Here is a 17,249-nt window from a genome sequence, read left to right as displayed (position 1 = left end):
CCCGGTTAGCAATGGTGATCATTTAATATTTCCCAGTTAATCATTCCATTCTTTATTCCAGTTCTCGTCATCTTTAATTTCTCCAGAACTTTAATAGAAGGAAGGTTATCTATAAGACATTCTGCCACAATTTTTTTTACTTTTCTTGAAGATAATGCCCATTCAATTATTGCTCCAACTGACTCTGTAGCTATCCCCTTGTTATGCATTTCCGGAATAATTCCAAACCCCACTTCTACAGTTCCTTGACTATCCGGTTTTCCCTTAAATCCAATGTCGCCAATAACTTGGTTATTTTCATTTAAATATACAAACCACACTCCCCAGCCCAACAATTCAGTATCTTCCTTAAGGTTATCTAAATAATTGACGATATGCTTTCCAATAGAATACGTTTCAGATACCTTCTTGTAATTTTCTTGACTAAAAGCAGTGATGATTAAACGTTCTGTTGTGACTTGCAAAAATTCATTCCTCCTCGTGATCGATCTTTTGTATCGAGTTATTCCAATCATTGTCTGACACTCGTATGAAGATTCCCCTTGCCAACCGCCTTAATTTGTTAGATATTAAGATAATCTGTATACACTGCAGCGCGGTGAACAAAGACAGACTGAAAGGAGTCCGATTCATGAAGACAGAATCCGTACAGGCTGATTTCTCTGCAGCCCGGGTCAGCGAAGACAGCTTTTGGCAAGGGGTTAAAGATTGCATTCCGACACTATTAGGCTACTTAAGTATCGGATTTGCTGCCGGGGTTGTCGAAAAAACTGCAGGCCTGTCACTGGCTGAAATAGCATTAATATCGATTATTTTGTATGCCGGTTCTGCACAGTTTATAGCAGCAGGAATGATCGCCGCAGGAAGTACAGCCACCAGTATCATCATTACGATCCTGCTCGTTAATCTCCGGCACCTGCTGCTTAGTGCAGCCATATCGCCCTACTTCCGTCATCTAACACCGCTTAGAAATCTGCTGATTGGTACGTTGCTTACAGATGAGACATTTGGTGTCGCCATCCAGAAGAGTGCCGCCAAAAAAGCAATCAGTGAGAAATGGATGCACGGCCTTAATATCACGGCCTACTTGAATTGGTTGTTTGCCAACATCGCAGGCGCAGTTCTCGGGCAATGGATCTCAAGTCCGGAAGAATGGGGACTGGATTTCGCCCTGCCGGCCATGTTCATCGGCCTGCTGGTGCTTACCCTCATCAGTAGAAGCAAATACGCACTCGATATTGCTACAGGCCTTATAGCCATGATCATTGCTGTCGGTGTATCTATATTGTGGTCACCCAGCATCGGTGTCATTGCCGCAGCCGTTATAGCCCCGACGATTGGAGCTGTGATAGAGAAATGGAAATAAGACCGGATATATTCCTGATTATTCTCGGTGCCGCGCTGGTCACCTTCATTCCGCGGGTGCTCCCGCTCATGCTCCTTAGCCGGATCACTATTCCCGAATGGGGGATGCGCTGGTTAAATTATATGCCCATTGCCGTCATGTCTGCCCTGGTTGCACAAGAGCTGTTCATCGACGAAGGGCGGTTTGCCGCATTGTCTACGAATGTGGAGCTGATCGCTGCGCTGCCTACCTTCTGGGTTGCGGTTAAAACTCGCAGCCTGCTGGGCACGGTAATTACCGGCGTGCTGTCTTTGATGCTGCTGCGCTTACTGTTCTGACAAATTCTCCGATACTGGCAATGGCCTGCTCACCCTCAACCAGAAGGCCGGCCATGAATTGAAAGACACTCCACATCTGCTCCCATATTTCCAGCTTCACTTCAGACCCTGCAGCCCGGACTTGTACGGCCAGGCGTTCAGCATCGCTCAGCAGGACCTCCTGATCCCCCGCCTGAATCAGCAACGGAGGCAGACCCTCCAGATTAAGACGCAGCGGGGAGAGCAGTGCCGGTAAATCTCCATCATACCCGCCTAAGTAATCCTCCAGAATCATCTGATTCCCTTGAAGGCTTCCCGTAGGGTCCGTCATGGCCCTGCTGGTATAGGAATCTCCGTCTAAATGGATAAGATCGCTGTGCGGAGAGAGCAGAACAGCTGCGGCAGGCATTGCTTCCCCTGCATCTCTAAGTGAAACCAGTGTCATCAGCGCAAGGGTAGCGCCAACCGAATCCCCGCCAAGAATAATATTCTCTGGTGAAAAACCCTCTGCAAGCAGCCAATAGTAGGCGGACAGGCAATCTTCGTTAGCAGCAGGATACCGGTGCTCCGGTGCAAGCCGGTATTCAACGGTCAAGACTTTAATACCGCATGCTGCCGATAGCCGGGCGGCAAGATCGCGGTACATTTCGCAAGTGCCTGCAATAAACCCTCCTCCATGGAAGTAGAGGAATGCACTCTCTGCAGCAACATCCGTTATACCTTCTATACTGACCCACTCGCCATATAATTCCCCGATATTAACAGGTTCCGCCTTTATATCCGGACATCTTGGAAGCTGTCTTGCCGCTTCCGCCATTTCACTGCGGATTTGCTCTGCCGACTTACCGAAAGGACTGCAGGTCTGACGCAGAAAAGTTTTGATTGCTTCAAGCTGATGGATTGGGGTTGGCATACGTGTATCTCCTCCTGCAAGGTTTGATACCTGCATCTTAAACCCTGTAGTTAAGTACGGAGTCAAGCATGCCGCCAAACTAAAAATTCAAGGATTACGAATCCATCTGAAGAATTCCCAGAACCTCCCGGACACCCGGATGTTTATCTTTCGCCTGAAGTTCACCTTTCAGCTGGCCGAGCATTGCCTTCGTCTGTTCACGCTTCACGATCTCTACATCTATCGCAATCATTTTCAGTTCAATGACTGCCACAAATTCAGCAATGCCGATGCTTCCGGCCGCAGATTTAAGCAATGCCTTCTTGATTTCCTTAAGTGTAAATCCGCATCGTTTGGCATTCCGGATAAATAGAAGCCTCTGCAGGGTCTCTTCGTTATACAGACGGTACCCCGATTCTGAACGCTGCGGTGCGGGAAGGAGACCGTGCTTCTCATAATATCTCAGTGTCTCAATATTCACCTTTGCCGCCTTGGCCATCTCACCACTCAAATATTCCCCCATCGTTCTGCTCCTCTCTCCAACCCGCACAATTCATAGCTCCAGCTGCTTTTTCAGCTGATTCAAATCTTTGCCGGCAACTTCATCCTTACCGTACCTGGCCTGATTATATAATTGAAGCAGTTCGTCCGGGGAGACCTCACTTCCGCCGGAACTCTTACGCAGCTGCCTCCTGCTCTCCGTCCACTCCGCTACGTCTTCTCCGGTCTCCGACGGTGTCAGGAAGCCTTTAACCTCATATCCCTCAGCTTGCTTAGCGCCTAGCCAATGACGGTACAGCCAGCGTATGCGCTCATGGCTGCTATTCATAGTCTCCCAGCGGTCCCTGCGGCCCCCCGGCTTTAGCCGGTTCAGCCAGTATTCCCGAAGGCCCTGGATTGTCTTCTCCCAGGCGAAGATATTCTCCTCTTCATCCTGAAAAGCAGCATGCTCCTGCGGGGCCTCTCTACGCAGCATTGTCAGCAGCGCATCGATGGCTCTGCGGAATATGCCTCCCGTATTTCTGTATAGCCAGCGCAAGCCCAGATACAGAAGAAGCAGCATTACCGCTGCACCAATACCATAGAAGATGATTTCCATAATCATAGACAGGAGACCAGGCTCGTGTCCCTGAGTCTTCGGAAGCTTCGGAAGCGCTGCCTGCGGAACTGTTTCCAGGGGTGGCGCTTCCTCTGATCCGAACAGCAGCCGGATCAGCCCGCCGATGATCTGACGCACTGCATTCCATAGCAGCGTTCCAATTGCTTTGCCCGCGCCTGCGGCGAGCGCTGCCGCCACTGCAACAAATAGCAGTACGAATACACGGTTATGCCGCCGCATATCTGACGGCAAACGTTCACTATCCGCTGAAAAAGTGCTGTAGCGCAAAAAGCTGATGTTGGAATCAAACAGCGCAAGTACAAGGCACAGGCTGCCGCTCCAGGTCAACAGCTTCAGGCTCGGCTGAAGATCAGAAACTCTTGCAAAAATAATTGTCGCAGCAAAATACACTGTAAGCCCGGCGACATAAGCTCTCATCCGCTGATCCATGGAGGGTGCGTTCATTCCGAGATAAGCAAATAATACGCTAACGGCAACCAGAGGCAGGGCATTAATACTCCATCCGGCACCTAATAATCCTGCGGCTGCACCTAGCGGTAAGGATGCCAGTAGCTGCTTCCATCTACGGCGGCATATATTACGCAGCAGCACACCCGCTAATGACAGAAACGGAAGGATATACAACCATGGGAATAGTTTCTGCTCCGACGTCAGATATACTTCTGCCAGCACCCAGAACGGGAGAAACAGCAGCCATACAATAAAACAGGCTGACCATAACTTTAATGAGACTTGCAGCCGCTTCACAGAATCAGTACTCATGCGCTCTCCCTCTCCTCTCCCGGAATGTCCAGCCAGGCCACACCATTGCCAAGCAGCCTTAATTCCTCGGCAACCTGCTGCAGCTCCTGCCCCCGGTGGCAGGTAATGATCAAATAATCGTTGCCTTCGGGACAACTCTCCGCTTCATGCTCCAGCAGCCGGGACATCGGTATTGTCCAGTCCAGCTGCAGTCGGGCCAGCAGGCCGAGCACCTCTTCCAGGCTTCCCATCGGCCCGGAGGTTACCGGATTACGTTCGCCTCCGCCTTCAAGCCTGCCATTGCACAGCAGACCAGTCTCAAGACCATGACCTATGGCATAATCAGCTACCATAGCCGTATAGCGTATGCCCAGTTCAATCCGCGCAGCATCTGTTATATTCCGCCACATGGAGTCACTAATCTCCACATTCAGACAGAGGATCAGCCTTGAATCGGCGGTATGATCCTTTTGGTGCACCTGCATAATGCCGGTCCGGGCTGTAGCTTTCCAGTTCATAGCTCCCAGAGAATCCCCGGGACTATACTCACGTGTACCAGCAATCAGGAAGGGATCTTCAACAATCCAGCGCTTGACCGGCAACTCGCCCAGCCAGCTGTGAACCGGCAGCGGAAGCTCATAGAAATTTGTTATTCCTGGGTAGACTAAGAGCTCCAGCTGCAGCGGAAATGTCTTGCTATGCCGGCTCATTCCAAAGAGATCTCCGCTTGTCATTGTAACGGATTCAAGCCGGAATAAGCCCCTCTGTTCGCAGCGGACCACATGGCGGCGTTTGATCTTGCGGTAGGGACGCATATAGAACATACTGATATGATTCTGATAAATTTCACCGCTGCTGACACCCAGATTCTCCTGCCTGCCGAATTTCAGACCCCGGGCAAAGCTGGATTCGAGGCGCAGCCATGGCAGCGGAAGCAACTTGCGATTGACAATCTCTTCAATCATCTCAATCTGCTCGCCCTCATAGGCGGCGGCAGCAGAGAAATACCGGGTGTAGCTAACCCTCTTAAGTGCATAACGCTGATAGATCACGGATACTAGAAGCAGCAGAAGAAGTGTACTGAGAATAAACCAGGGAAGGGACATGGCTCACTCCACCCTTCCGCCTCTTACCGCCGCAGTCGGCTCGGCCGGAACCTCCACTTCGCGCAGAATCTGCAGTACTGTCTCTGCAGCCTGGCCTTCTCTGGAGCCCGGACCGCGCTGTAATAGCAGGCGATGGGCAAGCACCGGTACAGCAACGGCCTTAATATCATCCGGAATAACATAATCCCTGCCTTGAATTAAGGCATATCCTTGAGAAGCACGCAGCAGCGCAAAGCCTGCCCGCGGGCTCGCCCCGAGCTTGACGGCTGCCGCCTTCCGGGTAGCTTCAACAATCCGGATCATATAGGCCAGCAAGTCATCACTGACATTCACGGCCGCAGTCAGGCGCTGTGCAGCTTGAATCTGCTGGGCGGTAGCAACCGCAGCCGTATCTTCCAGCGGGTTGCTCTGGCGAAACCGCTGCAGGATATGCACTCCTTCTTCAAAGGAAGGATAACCTGTCGTTATCCGCATCAAGAAACGGTCCAGCTGCGCTTCCGGCAGCGGGAACGTTCCTTGGCTGTCCACGGGATTCTGTGTGGCGATAACTAGAAACGGTGCTTCCAGCTCATGGGTCACACCGTCGATCGTAATTTGCCGTTCCTCCATACATTCCAGCAGGCTCGACTGGGTCCGCGGCGTCGCCCGGTTGATCTCATCCGCCAGCAGAATGCTGGCAAATACCGGACCCGGCCGGAACTCGAACTCTCCGCTCTTCTGGTTATAGTAATTGATCCCGCTTAAATCCGAGGGCAGTAAGTCCGGCGTGAACTGTATACGCTTAAATGCACAGTCAAGTGAGCGGGCCAGTGTTTTAGCCAGCAGTGTTTTCCCGGTACCGGGTACGTCCTCCAGCAGCACATGGCCGTTTGCTAGCATTGCTGTCAACAGCAGGTCCACCCCTGATTCTTTTCCGACAATAACTTTTGAGAGATTCATCCGGATCGCGCTTATCAGCCCGTTGGCCTCTTGCAGATTCATGAAGAATACCACCATCCTATCGCTTATAAGGTATGTACCAAAGCTTAATCATACCAGAAAGCGCATCCATTTTATAATAAATAAGTCGCAGCCTCAGCCAGCAGGCCTAGTTATTTTGGAACGGATAAAGGCTGCAATATAATAGTACACCGGGATACACTCCACACATAACCAGAGAATGACTGTCAAAAAGGATTCGTAATCTCTGTAATACCGGGTTATGCTGCGCGAATAGAGATAGGCAATGAACACCGAACAGAACACCAGAAACGGGATGATATATTTCTTTACTTTTTGCTTCGTGAGGTACAGGGCGCATTTATACGCGACATAAATCAAAAATGAGCTGTGCATGAACATCGAAGCAGACCAGATACCGATCAGGAGCGGATCCAGATTGCCTAATATATCATCATGTGAAGAGCTGCGGACCATCTCCAGATAGGGGTACTGCAGAGCTTTTCCTAAATGCGGGCCAAAGTTAAGCAGCGTCATCACCCACCCGACCAGCACGAAAAAGGTAAGCACTAATTCCGAGATTATAAGATTTTTAAGCAGCTTGTTGTTAATCTTCAATTCCGGAGCCATAAACAAAAACACAATCCATTCGGCAAACCAGGAAGTCGCTGTGACCATATCGTGAAAGATAAGACCCGGTTCATGATAGTGGATGAAAGCCGGAAGCATCTCAAACTCCGCGTTTGGCAAAAACAAATAAAATGTAAAAAAAGTAGTCGCTATAAGCAGCAGAAAAATCCCGTCCGACATATACACCAGCGTGGAGAGCCCCTTCGAAGCGGTAAATATAATGACCCCGCCCAGTACCAGCTGAATAAAAAGCTGCGGAGTTCCCCTCATATAATTGGACCCGAAGAACAGAACAAAATTCTCAATATCCATGGATGCATAGTACACACACCAGCAGAGCAGTAAAAATACAATTGCACCATGCATCCATTTGCCCATCACCTCTTTGCCGAAATCAACCCAGGCCCGGTTTACACTTAGCTTCCCCACCTGAATGGTAACGATTAACAAGATCATGGACATAACACTTCCCAGCACAATCGAGATCCAGCCTTGATAACCGGAGCTGCTAACGATAGCAGGGATAATAAAGATCGATGTTTGGGAGTTGAAGTAAACCAGGCTGAAGCGGAAAATTTGCCAGTTCGTTGTGCGCATAGTGTCTCCTTTCATCATTTCGCTATTTACTTGCCCCAAAATTATCGATACTAAAATCCGCAGTTACCCTAATCTCTGCTTCCTTGGCATAATAGTCGTCCCATCTTTCCTTTAGCTTTCGCCATTCTTTGGGATGTTTCCATTCGAGCAGCATCCCAAGCTGCAGGACATCCGCTCCTGCCTCCTGGGTTTTACGAATGGCCCTGCTAACATCGGCTGTGACCCTTTCCTCCAGGTTTCGTTCAATAGTTCCACTGTGATCAATCGCATTGTCGGCGCCATTATCCCTAAATAATGTGATGCTCGCTTTACCCTTCAATTTGATATAAAACACAGGACCTTCAGTTGTCATCTTTACAGACTTTGACACCGTATTGTAATAGAAAAGCGCACTGGCCTTCCCCTTACTGTCTTCCTCCCACTTTACCGTATACAAAGGCAGCGCTAAATGACCGGACAAATCACCGGCTGCCCACGCTAGCGCCCTGCTGTCCGCTCCGATCAGTGTCTCCTTCATTTTCATTTTATTGAACAACATGACGCCCTGTACTCCTGCCCATTGTACCGGTTTCCCCTGCTCCATCTCGTCCGGATTCTCTCCAAAGGACAGATAATTCATCGCATAACCCATGTTGTTTGCCTCGGCCTGCAGACAATTCCTGATGGTTGTGGCATAGGTCAGATTAAGCTCAGAGAAATTCCTCAATACCTGATCAGGCAATTGTTCAAAGATCGCAGATAATCCGGCTATTTCCTTCGCTTTGCCGGGAGCGGCCATGATATAAGTTCCTATTGGGAATTCAGGCTGCCGTTTAGTCCATTCCAACAACTCATAAATTCCACGTGCAGCATATTCCTTTCCGATAACTATCACTTTAATATGTGAAATCTCCAGCCGTCTGGATAGGTCTTTCTGAATCAGGATGATGGCATCTGTAATGGTTGAAGCGGTTTTTGTTACCAGAGAGTAACTTTTCCCCTGCGGGTTTCCCGCTGGTGTGCTGGACATCAGACGATTGGGCAGCGGAGCATCGATGGAAACCTCCACAGTTCCGGGTTCCTTCCCGGCATCAATATACATGCCGAAAATAAACGTTAATTTATCCAATTCGATCTTGGACCAGCAGCCGGTCAGATTGAGGAGCAGCAGGAGAACAACCCCAAGCTTGAGCGGTTTCATTGCTTTTTCTGCCTCCTGTCATTCTTTTGATCGGTAAACGAGGTGCTCCGCTTGGTCATGAACGGGTTCGGTACACGCAGTAAAGTATCTTTCCAATCCTCAAATATAAGCGGCGCAACAGGCTGCAGGTAAGGGGTGCCAAAGGACCGGAGATGCGCCAAATGCCCATAAATAACGAAAACGGCGACTATAACTCCAAGCAGACCCATTGTGCCTCCAAGCACAAGCAGGACAAAGCGCAGCAGCCGGAAGGTCAAACCCAGCTCCAAATGGGGAATGATATACGAGGCTATACCGGTTATGGAGACGACGATGACCATAGGTGCAGAAACAATACCAGCCTGAACTGCTGCCTGTCCAATGACAATCCCGCCAATGATGGAGACCGTCTGCCCTACAGGTTTGGGAATACGGGTACCGGCTTCTCTAAGCGCTTCAAAGGTAAGCTCCATAATAAGTGCCTCTGTCAAGGCGGAGAAAGGGATGTTCTCCCTAGCAGAGGCGATCGTAAGCAGAAGGTCGGATGGAATAATCTGCGAATGAAAAGTGGTTATTGCCACATAAAATGCCGGAAGCAGCATCGAGATCAGTGAAAAAAAGAACCGGACCAGCCGGATCCAGCTGCCGGCATAAAAGTTCTGATAATAGTCCTCCGAAGACTGCAGCAGCGAGAAAAAGGTTACTGGCGTAAGCAATGCGGACGGAGTCCCGTCCTGGAGTATACCCACGCGGCCTTCCATTAGCGAAGCGGCGACGGAGTCGGGACGCTCCGTATATTGAAATACGGGGAACGGTGAGAAATGACCCTGCTTCATATGTTCTGCCAGATAACTGACCCCTAGCGATCCGTCTACACTGAGGCCTTGCAGTACGCCTTCGATTTCAGTCAGAATTTCTGGTTTGTACAGTCCTTCAATGTATACCAGATATACATCCGTTTTCGTATATTTTCCGATGGAGAAGTGTTTTGTCTTCAAATCAGCATGTTTGATTTTATGGCGCAATAGTGAGAGATTCGTGGCAACATCTTCAATGAAAGCTTCCTGCGGCCCGATAACAACCAGTTCATTCTGCGATTCTGATACCGCTCTTTTCTGGTAGTGGGTGATCTCAAAATAATAAAGATAAGGTAGTCCTTCGATATAGAGCACCGCATTGCCGCTGACTGCCAGCTCTACCGCTCTGTCCAAGTCATATACCTTAATATAGGGAATGGCAAAGGCAGAGCCATGATCCAGACGCTCCAGAAAACGAGGCCAATCCGGCTCCGAATTCGCCTCCGATTTCAGCGGTGTAGAGACAAATTCCTGCAGACTGAGTGTATCCACAATAGAGGGAATATATATCAGTATGCAGGAATGACCATAAACATTAATAGATTGGTATACCGCATCGCTGCAGCCGGCAAGCTGCTCCTGTATACCGTCCAGTATGCTCTTAGTCATCCGTCTTACCTCCTTCAGGAATACTGGAGAATCTTACTTAGTTTGCCAAGACATCCTGGAAATATACGCCGCACCGCAGCTTACTGACAGCAAAGGGGACCGACTCTGCAGCCGGTCCCCTTCATCTATTTTGTTTTATTGATTCGTAGCTCCAATGTTAGTCCCGCTCAAGCCAACAAAAACCATTCGGCTTTTGTTGGCCTGCTTGTACTTCCGTCAATTCTGGATAAAAGGCTTTAAGGATTGCAGCAGCTTCTGCAGCTTACCCGAACAATCCTCGTACAACTGCTTGGCATCCTGATTTTTGGTGGATAGACTGAACAATTCAAGATCAGCTTCACATTTTTTTAATAATGCATAGAGCTGCGGTTTATCCTGCGGCGGCTGAAGCTGCACACTATCGGCGTATAAATCTACCGTCAGCTCCCCGTAAGAATCAACCTGACCGAGAAAGATATTCTCTACGGTAAGCCCCTGCTTTTCAAGCTCATCATTCAGCCATCTGCGGGACAGATTCAAGGTATCGAGCGGCTCGTCCAGGATTTTCCCATCCATGATAACCGCCTGCGTCACCTGCTCCGGTGCTACCTTGATCCCCAGATGCTTCGGAGTCAGCGGCTGATTCTCGCGGGTAAGCAGCACATTAATCGCACCATCCGACTCCATAATGGCAAATTCGACATCTGCTACTTTGAAGACGTCCTTCTTCCGCAGCTCCTCCAGCAGTTCATCCGTCGACAGCTTTTCCTTTTTCATATTCTCTTCAAAAATCTTTCCGTCCTTGATCAGCACCGTCGATTTGAAGTCAATGAAATCCCGGGCTTTCTTACTCTTGATCTGAAGAAGCTCGATACCATATGAACATGCCACCCAGACAGCCAGCGCAATCAGGCCCAAGTGCCAAGTTTTATCGGTATCCAGTGATATGTAAGCCGCGATACTCCCCACAGTAATACCTGTTATATACTCAAAAAAAGATAGCTGCGAAACCTGTCTTTTACCGAGCAGTTTTGTCAAAAAGAATAACACGACTACAGCAAATAATGTTCTTATGATCACCTCAAGCCATTCCGTCATTTTGAACCCTCCATCTGGTTTGTAATGCATTGCGACATTCGTACCAACATTATTTGTCAAAAAAGGCGGGCTTAGACTAGAAATAATTTCTTGCACCACGCTGCTTAAGAAACCTATAACTTGACTGGTAATTGTTACTTGAATGACTGCAAGCAAGTAGTCAGATAATAGAAAATGATTATTTTACTCAAGCGATTAGGAGGATATAAGAGATGACTGTTGCCTCGCAAGTAAAGACATGCCTGTCTTCTTTAAAAAGCGCCCAAGCAAGTCTGGAGCAGTTCGCCATGGAAACCCAAAATGAAGAAGCCAAAACGCTGTTTACTAACGCTGCTGAGCAGACACAGCAGATTGTTCAGCAGGTCGAAGGCCGCGTTACACAGCTTGAACAAGAGGAACCGCAATATAAAGGTTTCTAGTATGTAGTATAGGTAAAAAAGCATCCCCGATCCGCAGATTCTGACGGATTAGGGATGCTTTTTCAGGTTCGAAAGAATGCATTGAGCTTCTCTTTCTCTCGGGAGCTTTAAAGCGGAGTCTCCTGCTTCAACGGTTGTCTGGATCGGTTCATCATTTCGGCAATTTCCAGCTTGCGGCCGGTCCGGGCACTTTCCAAAGCTCCGAACACCATTGCCATACTGTAAATATTATCCCGGCAATCCGTTTCGGCAGAGCGCTGCTCGCTAAGAGACAGGAACATTTCCTGGAGGCAGCCATGATGGAACGTCTCCTCCATGTCAGCTGCTCCTCCTTCCACCCGTACATAATCATGGATGAACTTGCCTGCGGCATCACTTGTGTCCACGACTTCGGCATATGGCATACCTAGTCCATCCCAGATGATGGCTCCCTTTTCACCCTGAACCCGCCACGAAGCCTCCCACGAGGTAGGCGCACCTTCTGCACACCATGAGCCCTGATAACTGAATACCGAACCGTCTGACATTTCAAAAATGCACACAGCTGCTGCATTGCCGGCATACCACGACCCCGGTGGATTAAATTCCTGGCAGTACACAGTAACCGGATCTGCCCCGCTGATGAACCGGGCCTGGTCGAAGGTATGAATCGCCATATCCAGGAGCAGCGGACTGTCCATCGCATCGCGGAATCCTCCGAAATGCGGTGCCAGGAAAAAGCTCGCTCCGACATAGCCTACCCTGCCGATCGTCCCGGATTCAATCTGTTCCCGAAGGGAGCGGATACGCGGATCATACCTGCGGTTCTGCATTACGGCATGGGAGCGGCCGGTACGTTCGGTGATTGCAACTATCTCATTACACTGCTCCTGTGTTTCAGCCAGCGGCTTCTCACTGAACACATTGCAGCCCAGCTCAAGTGACGTGCGGGCAATGTTGAAGTGGCTTGATGGAACTGTCACGTCAAATACCAGATTCGCACCGGTCTGTTCTATAGCTTGTTTGATATCGGTAAAGACCGGAACAGTAAGCCCGTGCTTAAGCGCCATATTTTCAGCCGATTCCAGGCGGATATCAACCAGTGCAACAATCTCGGCATCCCGCCGCTTCAAGACATAGCCAAGCCACTCATTCGCCATTCCTCCGCAGCCGGCTAGGGCTATGCGGTACTCTGCTGTCATCATTCGTCCTCCCCCATCTGGTTTAGCGCGGATTGGGCACAAAGCTTCCGCCCCGGCAGGTTTTTAAATAGTTCAGTGCATGGACCTGGCCGGTCATTTCAAGCTCATCACGGTAGACCGGATCGTGCCAGCCTTCAATGTCGATTGTGCCTTTGTATCCGGCTTGACGCAGAATGCTGATAACATCAGTCCAGTTGGTGTCTCCAAAACCTGGCGTACGATGCCATACATACTCTTTTGGACCATGGATGCCGTACTCCTTGACGATATCCCAGGCAATCGTGGCATCTTTGCCATGAACATGAAATATTTTGTCCGTCCATTTCCGCAGCTGCGGAATCGGATCAATGAGCGCAACCATCTGGTGGCACGGTTCCCACTCCAGCCCCAGATTATCCGCAGGGACAGCATTGAACATCTTTTCCCAGGCGGCTGGATTGTGTGCGATATTCCAATCCCCGGTCTGCCAGTTCCCGCCCATGGAGCAGTTTTCAAAGGCGATTTTGACCCCTTTATCACCAGCTCTTCTGGATAGCTCTCCGAATACTTCCGCGAACTTAGGTATGGACTCATCAATAGAGCAGTCGGTCAGACGTCCCGTGAAACCGTTTACGATATCAGTCCCGAACAGATGGGCGTGATCAATCAGCCGTTCCCAGCTGGCCAAGGTGTCGGCGTTGTCACCGGTACCTGTTAACGGATTGCCGAATACACCAATTGCAGAGATCACAAAATGATGTTCAGCGGCCAGTTCACGTAAACGGGCAGCTGTTTCCGCCAGATTGGTAGCTCCCGTAGTCTGCCAGAAGGTCAGGCTGAAGGATTCGAAGCCGTGTTTAACGATTTGCGGAATGACGCTTACGGCATCTCCGCCGCCGACCAGGGTACCGATTCTCAAATATTCTTCCATCTTGTATACCACTCCAATATTGGTTTATATTAAATTTAATAATCCAAGTATAAAGCTGATCTTAATTGAAAACTCTTCTTATCTTGTGCAATTTTAGCAGAATCTTGTGGGAGTGGATGATACAGTGACCTATCCGAAGGAGCTTATGGAATACCCCGAGCTTGAAGAGAAAACTTACCCCTTCCGGCTTTTTTTCAATGAATGCAAAGATGCCCAAGCAGAACAGAATATCCTGTTCATGCACTGGCACGAGCATTTCGAGATTATAGTAATGCAACAGGGAAGCGCTATCTTTCATGTGGACAGCAAGCCCTATTACGCGGCACCGGGAGACGTAATACTCGTACCTTCCGGTGGGCTGCACGTCGGATATAGCCTGACACAAGGAGATATCGCTTACGTCTCTATCGTATTCCATGCCTCCCTGTTTAAAGACCGGAATCAGGACTCGCAGCATGAGCAGTTTGTGGCTCCTTATTTAAATAACCGGTATCAGTTCCCGGTAAAACCGGCCGATCACCACTCCGCTTGTTCTGCGTATTTCCATCTGCTGGAATCCATTATTTCAGAAGTGATACAGCAGGGCCCGGCTTTTCAGCTTGTCGTTAAGAATCAGCTGCATTTATTCTTCACTCTGCTGGCCCGCGCCTTCCCGCCGCAGCAGATGAGTGACAGGCATCAGAACGAACGGTATTCCCAGAGCAGGGAGCGCTTCAAACCGCTGCTGGAATATCTGGAAAGCCATATCGACGAGAAAATCAGCATTGAGTTTGCTGCCAAGTTTGTGAATCTTAATCCCTACCATTTCTGTAAAACATTCAAAAAACTGACCGGCCGCACTTTTATCGACTATGTGAACTTGTGCCGGGTTAATGAAGCTGAGCGGCTGCTGCTGGAGACGGATTATTCGGTGACCGAAATTGCCGGTAAGGTGGGCTGTGACAATCCCAATTATTTCACGAAGCTCTACAAACAATATAAAGGGCTTACTCCATCCGGAGCCAGGCGTTAAATTCCAGCAAAAGAGCACCCTTCACGGCATGTGAACGGTGCTCTTCAGCGTAAATGACACTATTTCGTTATCAGCTCAAGCCGCCGCAGCGTCGCCTGTGCAGGCAGGGAGTCCTCAACCATACCGGTACTCCAAAGGTGGACCTGCTGCCCGGGCTTCAGATCCGTCCACCCGGCCTTTTGTCCCTGAGGGTCATACAGCTCCGAGCGCTTATTTATAGTGAACCAGTATGTCGGGTCCTCTTTGCCCGGCTCCAGGATCAGAATCCGCTTCACCGGATCTGCTTCAAGCTGAACAATGGTTCCGGTCACATGCGGCTCCCTGAGCTCACGAACCTCATAAGATAGCATACCGGGATCTATTTGCTGTTCCAGTACTTTTCGGGCAGAGGCTAAATAATCATCCGGTACAGAAATCCCAATCTTATTCTGCTTAACATCAATCCACGAACCGTACAAATTTAGCTGGTTGAACAGTTCCCGATCGGACAGCAGAGTATATGCCGAGTCCAGCTCACCTGCAGTGTAGGTTACATTATGAAGAACATAGCTGGTTGGGGTGAACTTTCCGGCAAAACGTTCTGTCACCTCTCTGCCTAGCCCGACTACATTGATATGGACTTTATTATCCTCCAGATAAATATCTCCATTAGCGATAGCTTCATCAGCTAAAAAATGACGGACATCATTCGGGTTAGCCAAGATCAGGGCTGCTTCGGGCCCATCTCCTGAATCCTGTGCTGCCGTACAACCGCCAAGCAGCAAAATTACCGCCGCGATCCAAATATAAGCAACGTTGATCCTGAACATCATCAGCCACTCCCCTGCAATTTCTACCCTCTCAAACGGTAAAATCGGGGTAAATGTTGCAGCAAGGTTACATTTCCGATATTTCGACCCATCGCCGCTCTGCGATTGAGCGTTCTACCGCTTCCAGCACCGCTTGGCATTTCACACCGTCGCCAAAATTCGGTTCCGGCTGGCGCCCTTCGGCGATGGCGGTGGACAGCTCCAGCATTTCATGGATAAATGTATGCTCGAAGCCGATCGTATGCCCCGGAGGCCACCAGGCTTCAGCATAATCATGAGCAGGATCAGTGGCCAGGACACGACGGAAGCCCTGCACATCCTCAGCGTCAGAGGTCAGATACACTTCCAGCTCATTCATCCGCTCGAAATCGAATTTCACACTGCCCAGACTCCCGTTGATTTCAAAGGAATTCGTAGAACGGTGACCGGCGGCGAACCGTGTAGCTTCGAAGCTGCCGAGTGCACCGTTCGCAAAACGGGCCAAGAATACAGTAGCATCGTCTACCGTAACGGCGCCCCTTGGCGCGTCTTTCCCCGCCCGGGCGCTGAGTCCGGTCATTTCTGCTGCAAGAGGACGCTCTTTGATGAACGTCTCACTCATGCCGATTACTTCCTGCACCTCTCCAACCAGGAAATGGGCCAAATCAATTAAATGCGCTCCCAGGTCCCCATGGGAGCCGGACCCGGCAACCTCCTTCTGCAGCCTCCAGACGAGCGGAAACTCCGGATCCAGAATCCAGTCCTGGAGAAACCAGGCACGAAAATGATAAATTTTCCCCAGCCGGCCGCTCTCCACCAGCCGCTTCGCCAGCCTTACTGCAGGAGAGAAGCGGTAATTGAAACCGATCATATGCTTAATTCCTGCAGCATTGGCAGCATCCAGCATTTCACGGGAATCTGCAAGATTCAGCGCCAGCGGCTTCTCACAGAAAATATGCTTGCCGGCCTTGGCCGCCGCCAGGGCAATCTCCTTATGCGCATTGCTCGGAGCGTTGATATCGATAAGATCGATATCATCACGGGCGACCAGCTTCTGCCAGTTGGTTACACTTTCTGCCCAGCCGAGCTGATCCGCTGCGGCTCCCACCGCTTCAGCATTACGGCCGCAGATAACGGACATTTCCGGCTTCAAAGCCTGCGGGAAGAACATAGGCAGACTGCGGTAGGCATTGCTGTGGGCCTTGCCCATAAATTTGTAGCCGATCATTCCAATACGAAGCTGTTTCATCTTACTCCTCCTTGAGATCAGTTGTAGTTAAGTTGCCTGCAGCTAATTTGTAAACGCTTAATATATCGCGTACATTTTCTCATGGGGACTGGCACCCGTCAACCGTACATTCAAAATGCCGTGTCTTATTCCGAAGAATCCTTCAGCCAGGCCTGTACATGCGCCAGAAAACGCCGGGCAGCCGGTGAAGCATATTTTAGCGAATTCACAGCGATACCCAGCGAACGAAAGCTGCGTTCTTCCAGCTCCAGCATGGCTACGTTGTGGTTCTGGCGGGTGATGACCATTTCCGGAAGAATGC

Annotated in this window: 18 protein-coding genes; 4 read left to right on the top strand and 14 right to left on the bottom strand. The window is 49.8% G+C overall.

The window, feature by feature from the left end:
• Positions 1-5: 5 nt before the first annotated feature.
• Positions 6-464 carry a GNAT family N-acetyltransferase gene (locus AQR02_RS10145; protein WP_082451770.1) on the bottom strand — a complete coding sequence of 153 codons (459 nt, stop codon included), beginning with the start codon at positions 462-464 and terminating at the stop codon, positions 6-8.
• A 167-nt stretch (positions 465-631) separates the two neighbouring features.
• On the opposite strand from AQR02_RS10145, the gene AQR02_RS10140 reads away from it, so the two are divergent.
• Both AQR02_RS10140 and AQR02_RS10135 read left to right on the top strand, forming a co-directional pair.
• Positions 632-1,366 carry an AzlC family ABC transporter permease gene (locus tag AQR02_RS10140; protein WP_054940459.1) on the top strand — a complete coding sequence of 245 codons (735 nt, stop codon included), beginning with the start codon at positions 632-634 and terminating at the stop codon, positions 1,364-1,366.
• Positions 1,357-1,683: an AzlD domain-containing protein gene (locus AQR02_RS10135; RefSeq protein WP_054940458.1), complete on the top strand. Its 327-nt coding sequence runs from the start codon at positions 1,357-1,359 to the stop codon at positions 1,681-1,683. The genes AQR02_RS10140 and AQR02_RS10135 overlap by 10 nt, the downstream gene beginning before the upstream one ends.
• Here AQR02_RS10135 and AQR02_RS10130 read toward each other — a convergent pair.
• From AQR02_RS10130 to AQR02_RS10090, 9 genes are all read right to left on the bottom strand, one after another.
• Positions 1,640-2,575, bottom strand: a complete 936-nt coding sequence (locus AQR02_RS10130; RefSeq protein WP_054940457.1) for an alpha/beta hydrolase — start codon at positions 2,573-2,575, stop codon at positions 1,640-1,642. The two genes, AQR02_RS10135 and AQR02_RS10130, sit on opposite strands and share 44 nt — an antisense overlap.
• Before the next feature lie 94 nt (positions 2,576-2,669).
• On the bottom strand, positions 2,670-3,077 hold the full coding sequence (locus AQR02_RS10125) for a MerR family transcriptional regulator (protein ID WP_054940456.1): 408 nt from the start codon (positions 3,075-3,077) through the stop codon (positions 2,670-2,672).
• A gap of 30 nt (positions 3,078-3,107) precedes the next feature.
• Complete coding sequence (locus AQR02_RS10120) at positions 3,108-4,436, bottom strand: hypothetical protein (protein ID WP_054940455.1); 1,329 nt, start codon at positions 4,434-4,436, stop codon at positions 3,108-3,110.
• Positions 4,433-5,521, bottom strand: coding sequence for a DUF58 domain-containing protein (locus AQR02_RS10115; RefSeq protein ID WP_054940454.1), 1,089 nt, complete (start codon positions 5,519-5,521; stop codon positions 4,433-4,435). The genes AQR02_RS10120 and AQR02_RS10115 overlap by 4 nt, the downstream gene beginning before the upstream one ends.
• A gap of 3 nt (positions 5,522-5,524) precedes the next feature.
• Positions 5,525-6,502 carry an AAA family ATPase gene (locus AQR02_RS10110; protein WP_054940453.1) on the bottom strand — a complete coding sequence of 326 codons (978 nt, stop codon included), beginning with the start codon at positions 6,500-6,502 and terminating at the stop codon, positions 5,525-5,527.
• Positions 6,503-6,595: 93 nt separating this feature from the next.
• Positions 6,596-7,687 (bottom strand): GerAB/ArcD/ProY family transporter, encoded by a 1,092-nt coding sequence (locus AQR02_RS10105; protein WP_054940452.1) that lies wholly within the window; start codon positions 7,685-7,687, stop codon positions 6,596-6,598.
• Between the two features lie 22 nt (positions 7,688-7,709).
• The gene (locus AQR02_RS10100) at positions 7,710-8,867 is read right to left on the bottom strand and encodes a Ger(x)C family spore germination protein (protein ID WP_054940451.1); all 1,158 of its coding nucleotides are present in this window, start codon (positions 8,865-8,867) and stop codon (positions 7,710-7,712) included.
• Positions 8,864-10,312, bottom strand: a complete 1,449-nt coding sequence (locus AQR02_RS10095) for a spore germination protein (protein ID WP_054940450.1) — start codon at positions 10,310-10,312, stop codon at positions 8,864-8,866. Before AQR02_RS10095 ends, AQR02_RS10100 begins: the two co-directional genes overlap by 4 nt.
• Before the next feature lie 216 nt (positions 10,313-10,528).
• Entirely contained in the window at positions 10,529-11,389 is an 861-nt protein-coding gene (locus AQR02_RS10090) for a DUF421 domain-containing protein (RefSeq protein WP_054940449.1), read from the bottom strand.
• 212 nt (positions 11,390-11,601) lie between these two features.
• Between AQR02_RS10090 and AQR02_RS10085 the strand changes: the two genes are divergently transcribed.
• Positions 11,602-11,808: a DUF1657 domain-containing protein gene (locus AQR02_RS10085; protein WP_054940448.1), complete on the top strand. Its 207-nt coding sequence runs from the start codon at positions 11,602-11,604 to the stop codon at positions 11,806-11,808.
• A gap of 107 nt (positions 11,809-11,915) precedes the next feature.
• Here AQR02_RS10085 and AQR02_RS10080 read toward each other — a convergent pair whose 3' ends face one another.
• Together AQR02_RS10080 and AQR02_RS10075 are read right to left on the bottom strand one after the other, a co-directional pair.
• Positions 11,916-12,989 (bottom strand): Gfo/Idh/MocA family protein, encoded by a 1,074-nt coding sequence (locus tag AQR02_RS10080; protein ID WP_054940447.1) that lies wholly within the window; start codon positions 12,987-12,989, stop codon positions 11,916-11,918.
• A gap of 22 nt (positions 12,990-13,011) precedes the next feature.
• Positions 13,012-13,899 carry a sugar phosphate isomerase/epimerase family protein gene (locus AQR02_RS10075; protein ID WP_054940446.1) on the bottom strand — a complete coding sequence of 296 codons (888 nt, stop codon included), beginning with the start codon at positions 13,897-13,899 and terminating at the stop codon, positions 13,012-13,014.
• A 124-nt stretch (positions 13,900-14,023) separates the two neighbouring features.
• On the opposite strand from AQR02_RS10075, the gene AQR02_RS10070 reads away from it, so the two are divergent.
• A complete protein-coding gene (locus tag AQR02_RS10070) occupies positions 14,024-14,911 on the top strand; it encodes a helix-turn-helix domain-containing protein (RefSeq protein WP_054942061.1) in 888 nt (295 codons plus the stop codon).
• A gap of 59 nt (positions 14,912-14,970) precedes the next feature.
• Here AQR02_RS10070 and AQR02_RS10065 read toward each other — a convergent pair whose 3' ends face one another.
• Entirely contained in the window at positions 14,971-15,720 is a 750-nt protein-coding gene (locus tag AQR02_RS10065) for a hypothetical protein (protein WP_209444140.1), read from the bottom strand.
• A gap of 67 nt (positions 15,721-15,787) precedes the next feature.
• Positions 15,788-16,948 (bottom strand): Gfo/Idh/MocA family protein, encoded by a 1,161-nt coding sequence (locus AQR02_RS10060; protein WP_054940444.1) that lies wholly within the window; start codon positions 16,946-16,948, stop codon positions 15,788-15,790.
• Between the last annotated feature and the right edge of the window lie 301 nt (positions 16,949-17,249).

Source organism: Paenibacillus ihuae (assembly GCF_001368795.1).
In the GTDB taxonomy this organism is placed as follows: Bacteria; Bacillota; Bacilli; order Paenibacillales; family Paenibacillaceae; genus Paenibacillus_AQ; species Paenibacillus_AQ ihuae.
The sequence above is the reverse complement of the archived record's forward strand: the minus strand, read 5'-3'. Positions and strand labels throughout refer to the sequence as shown.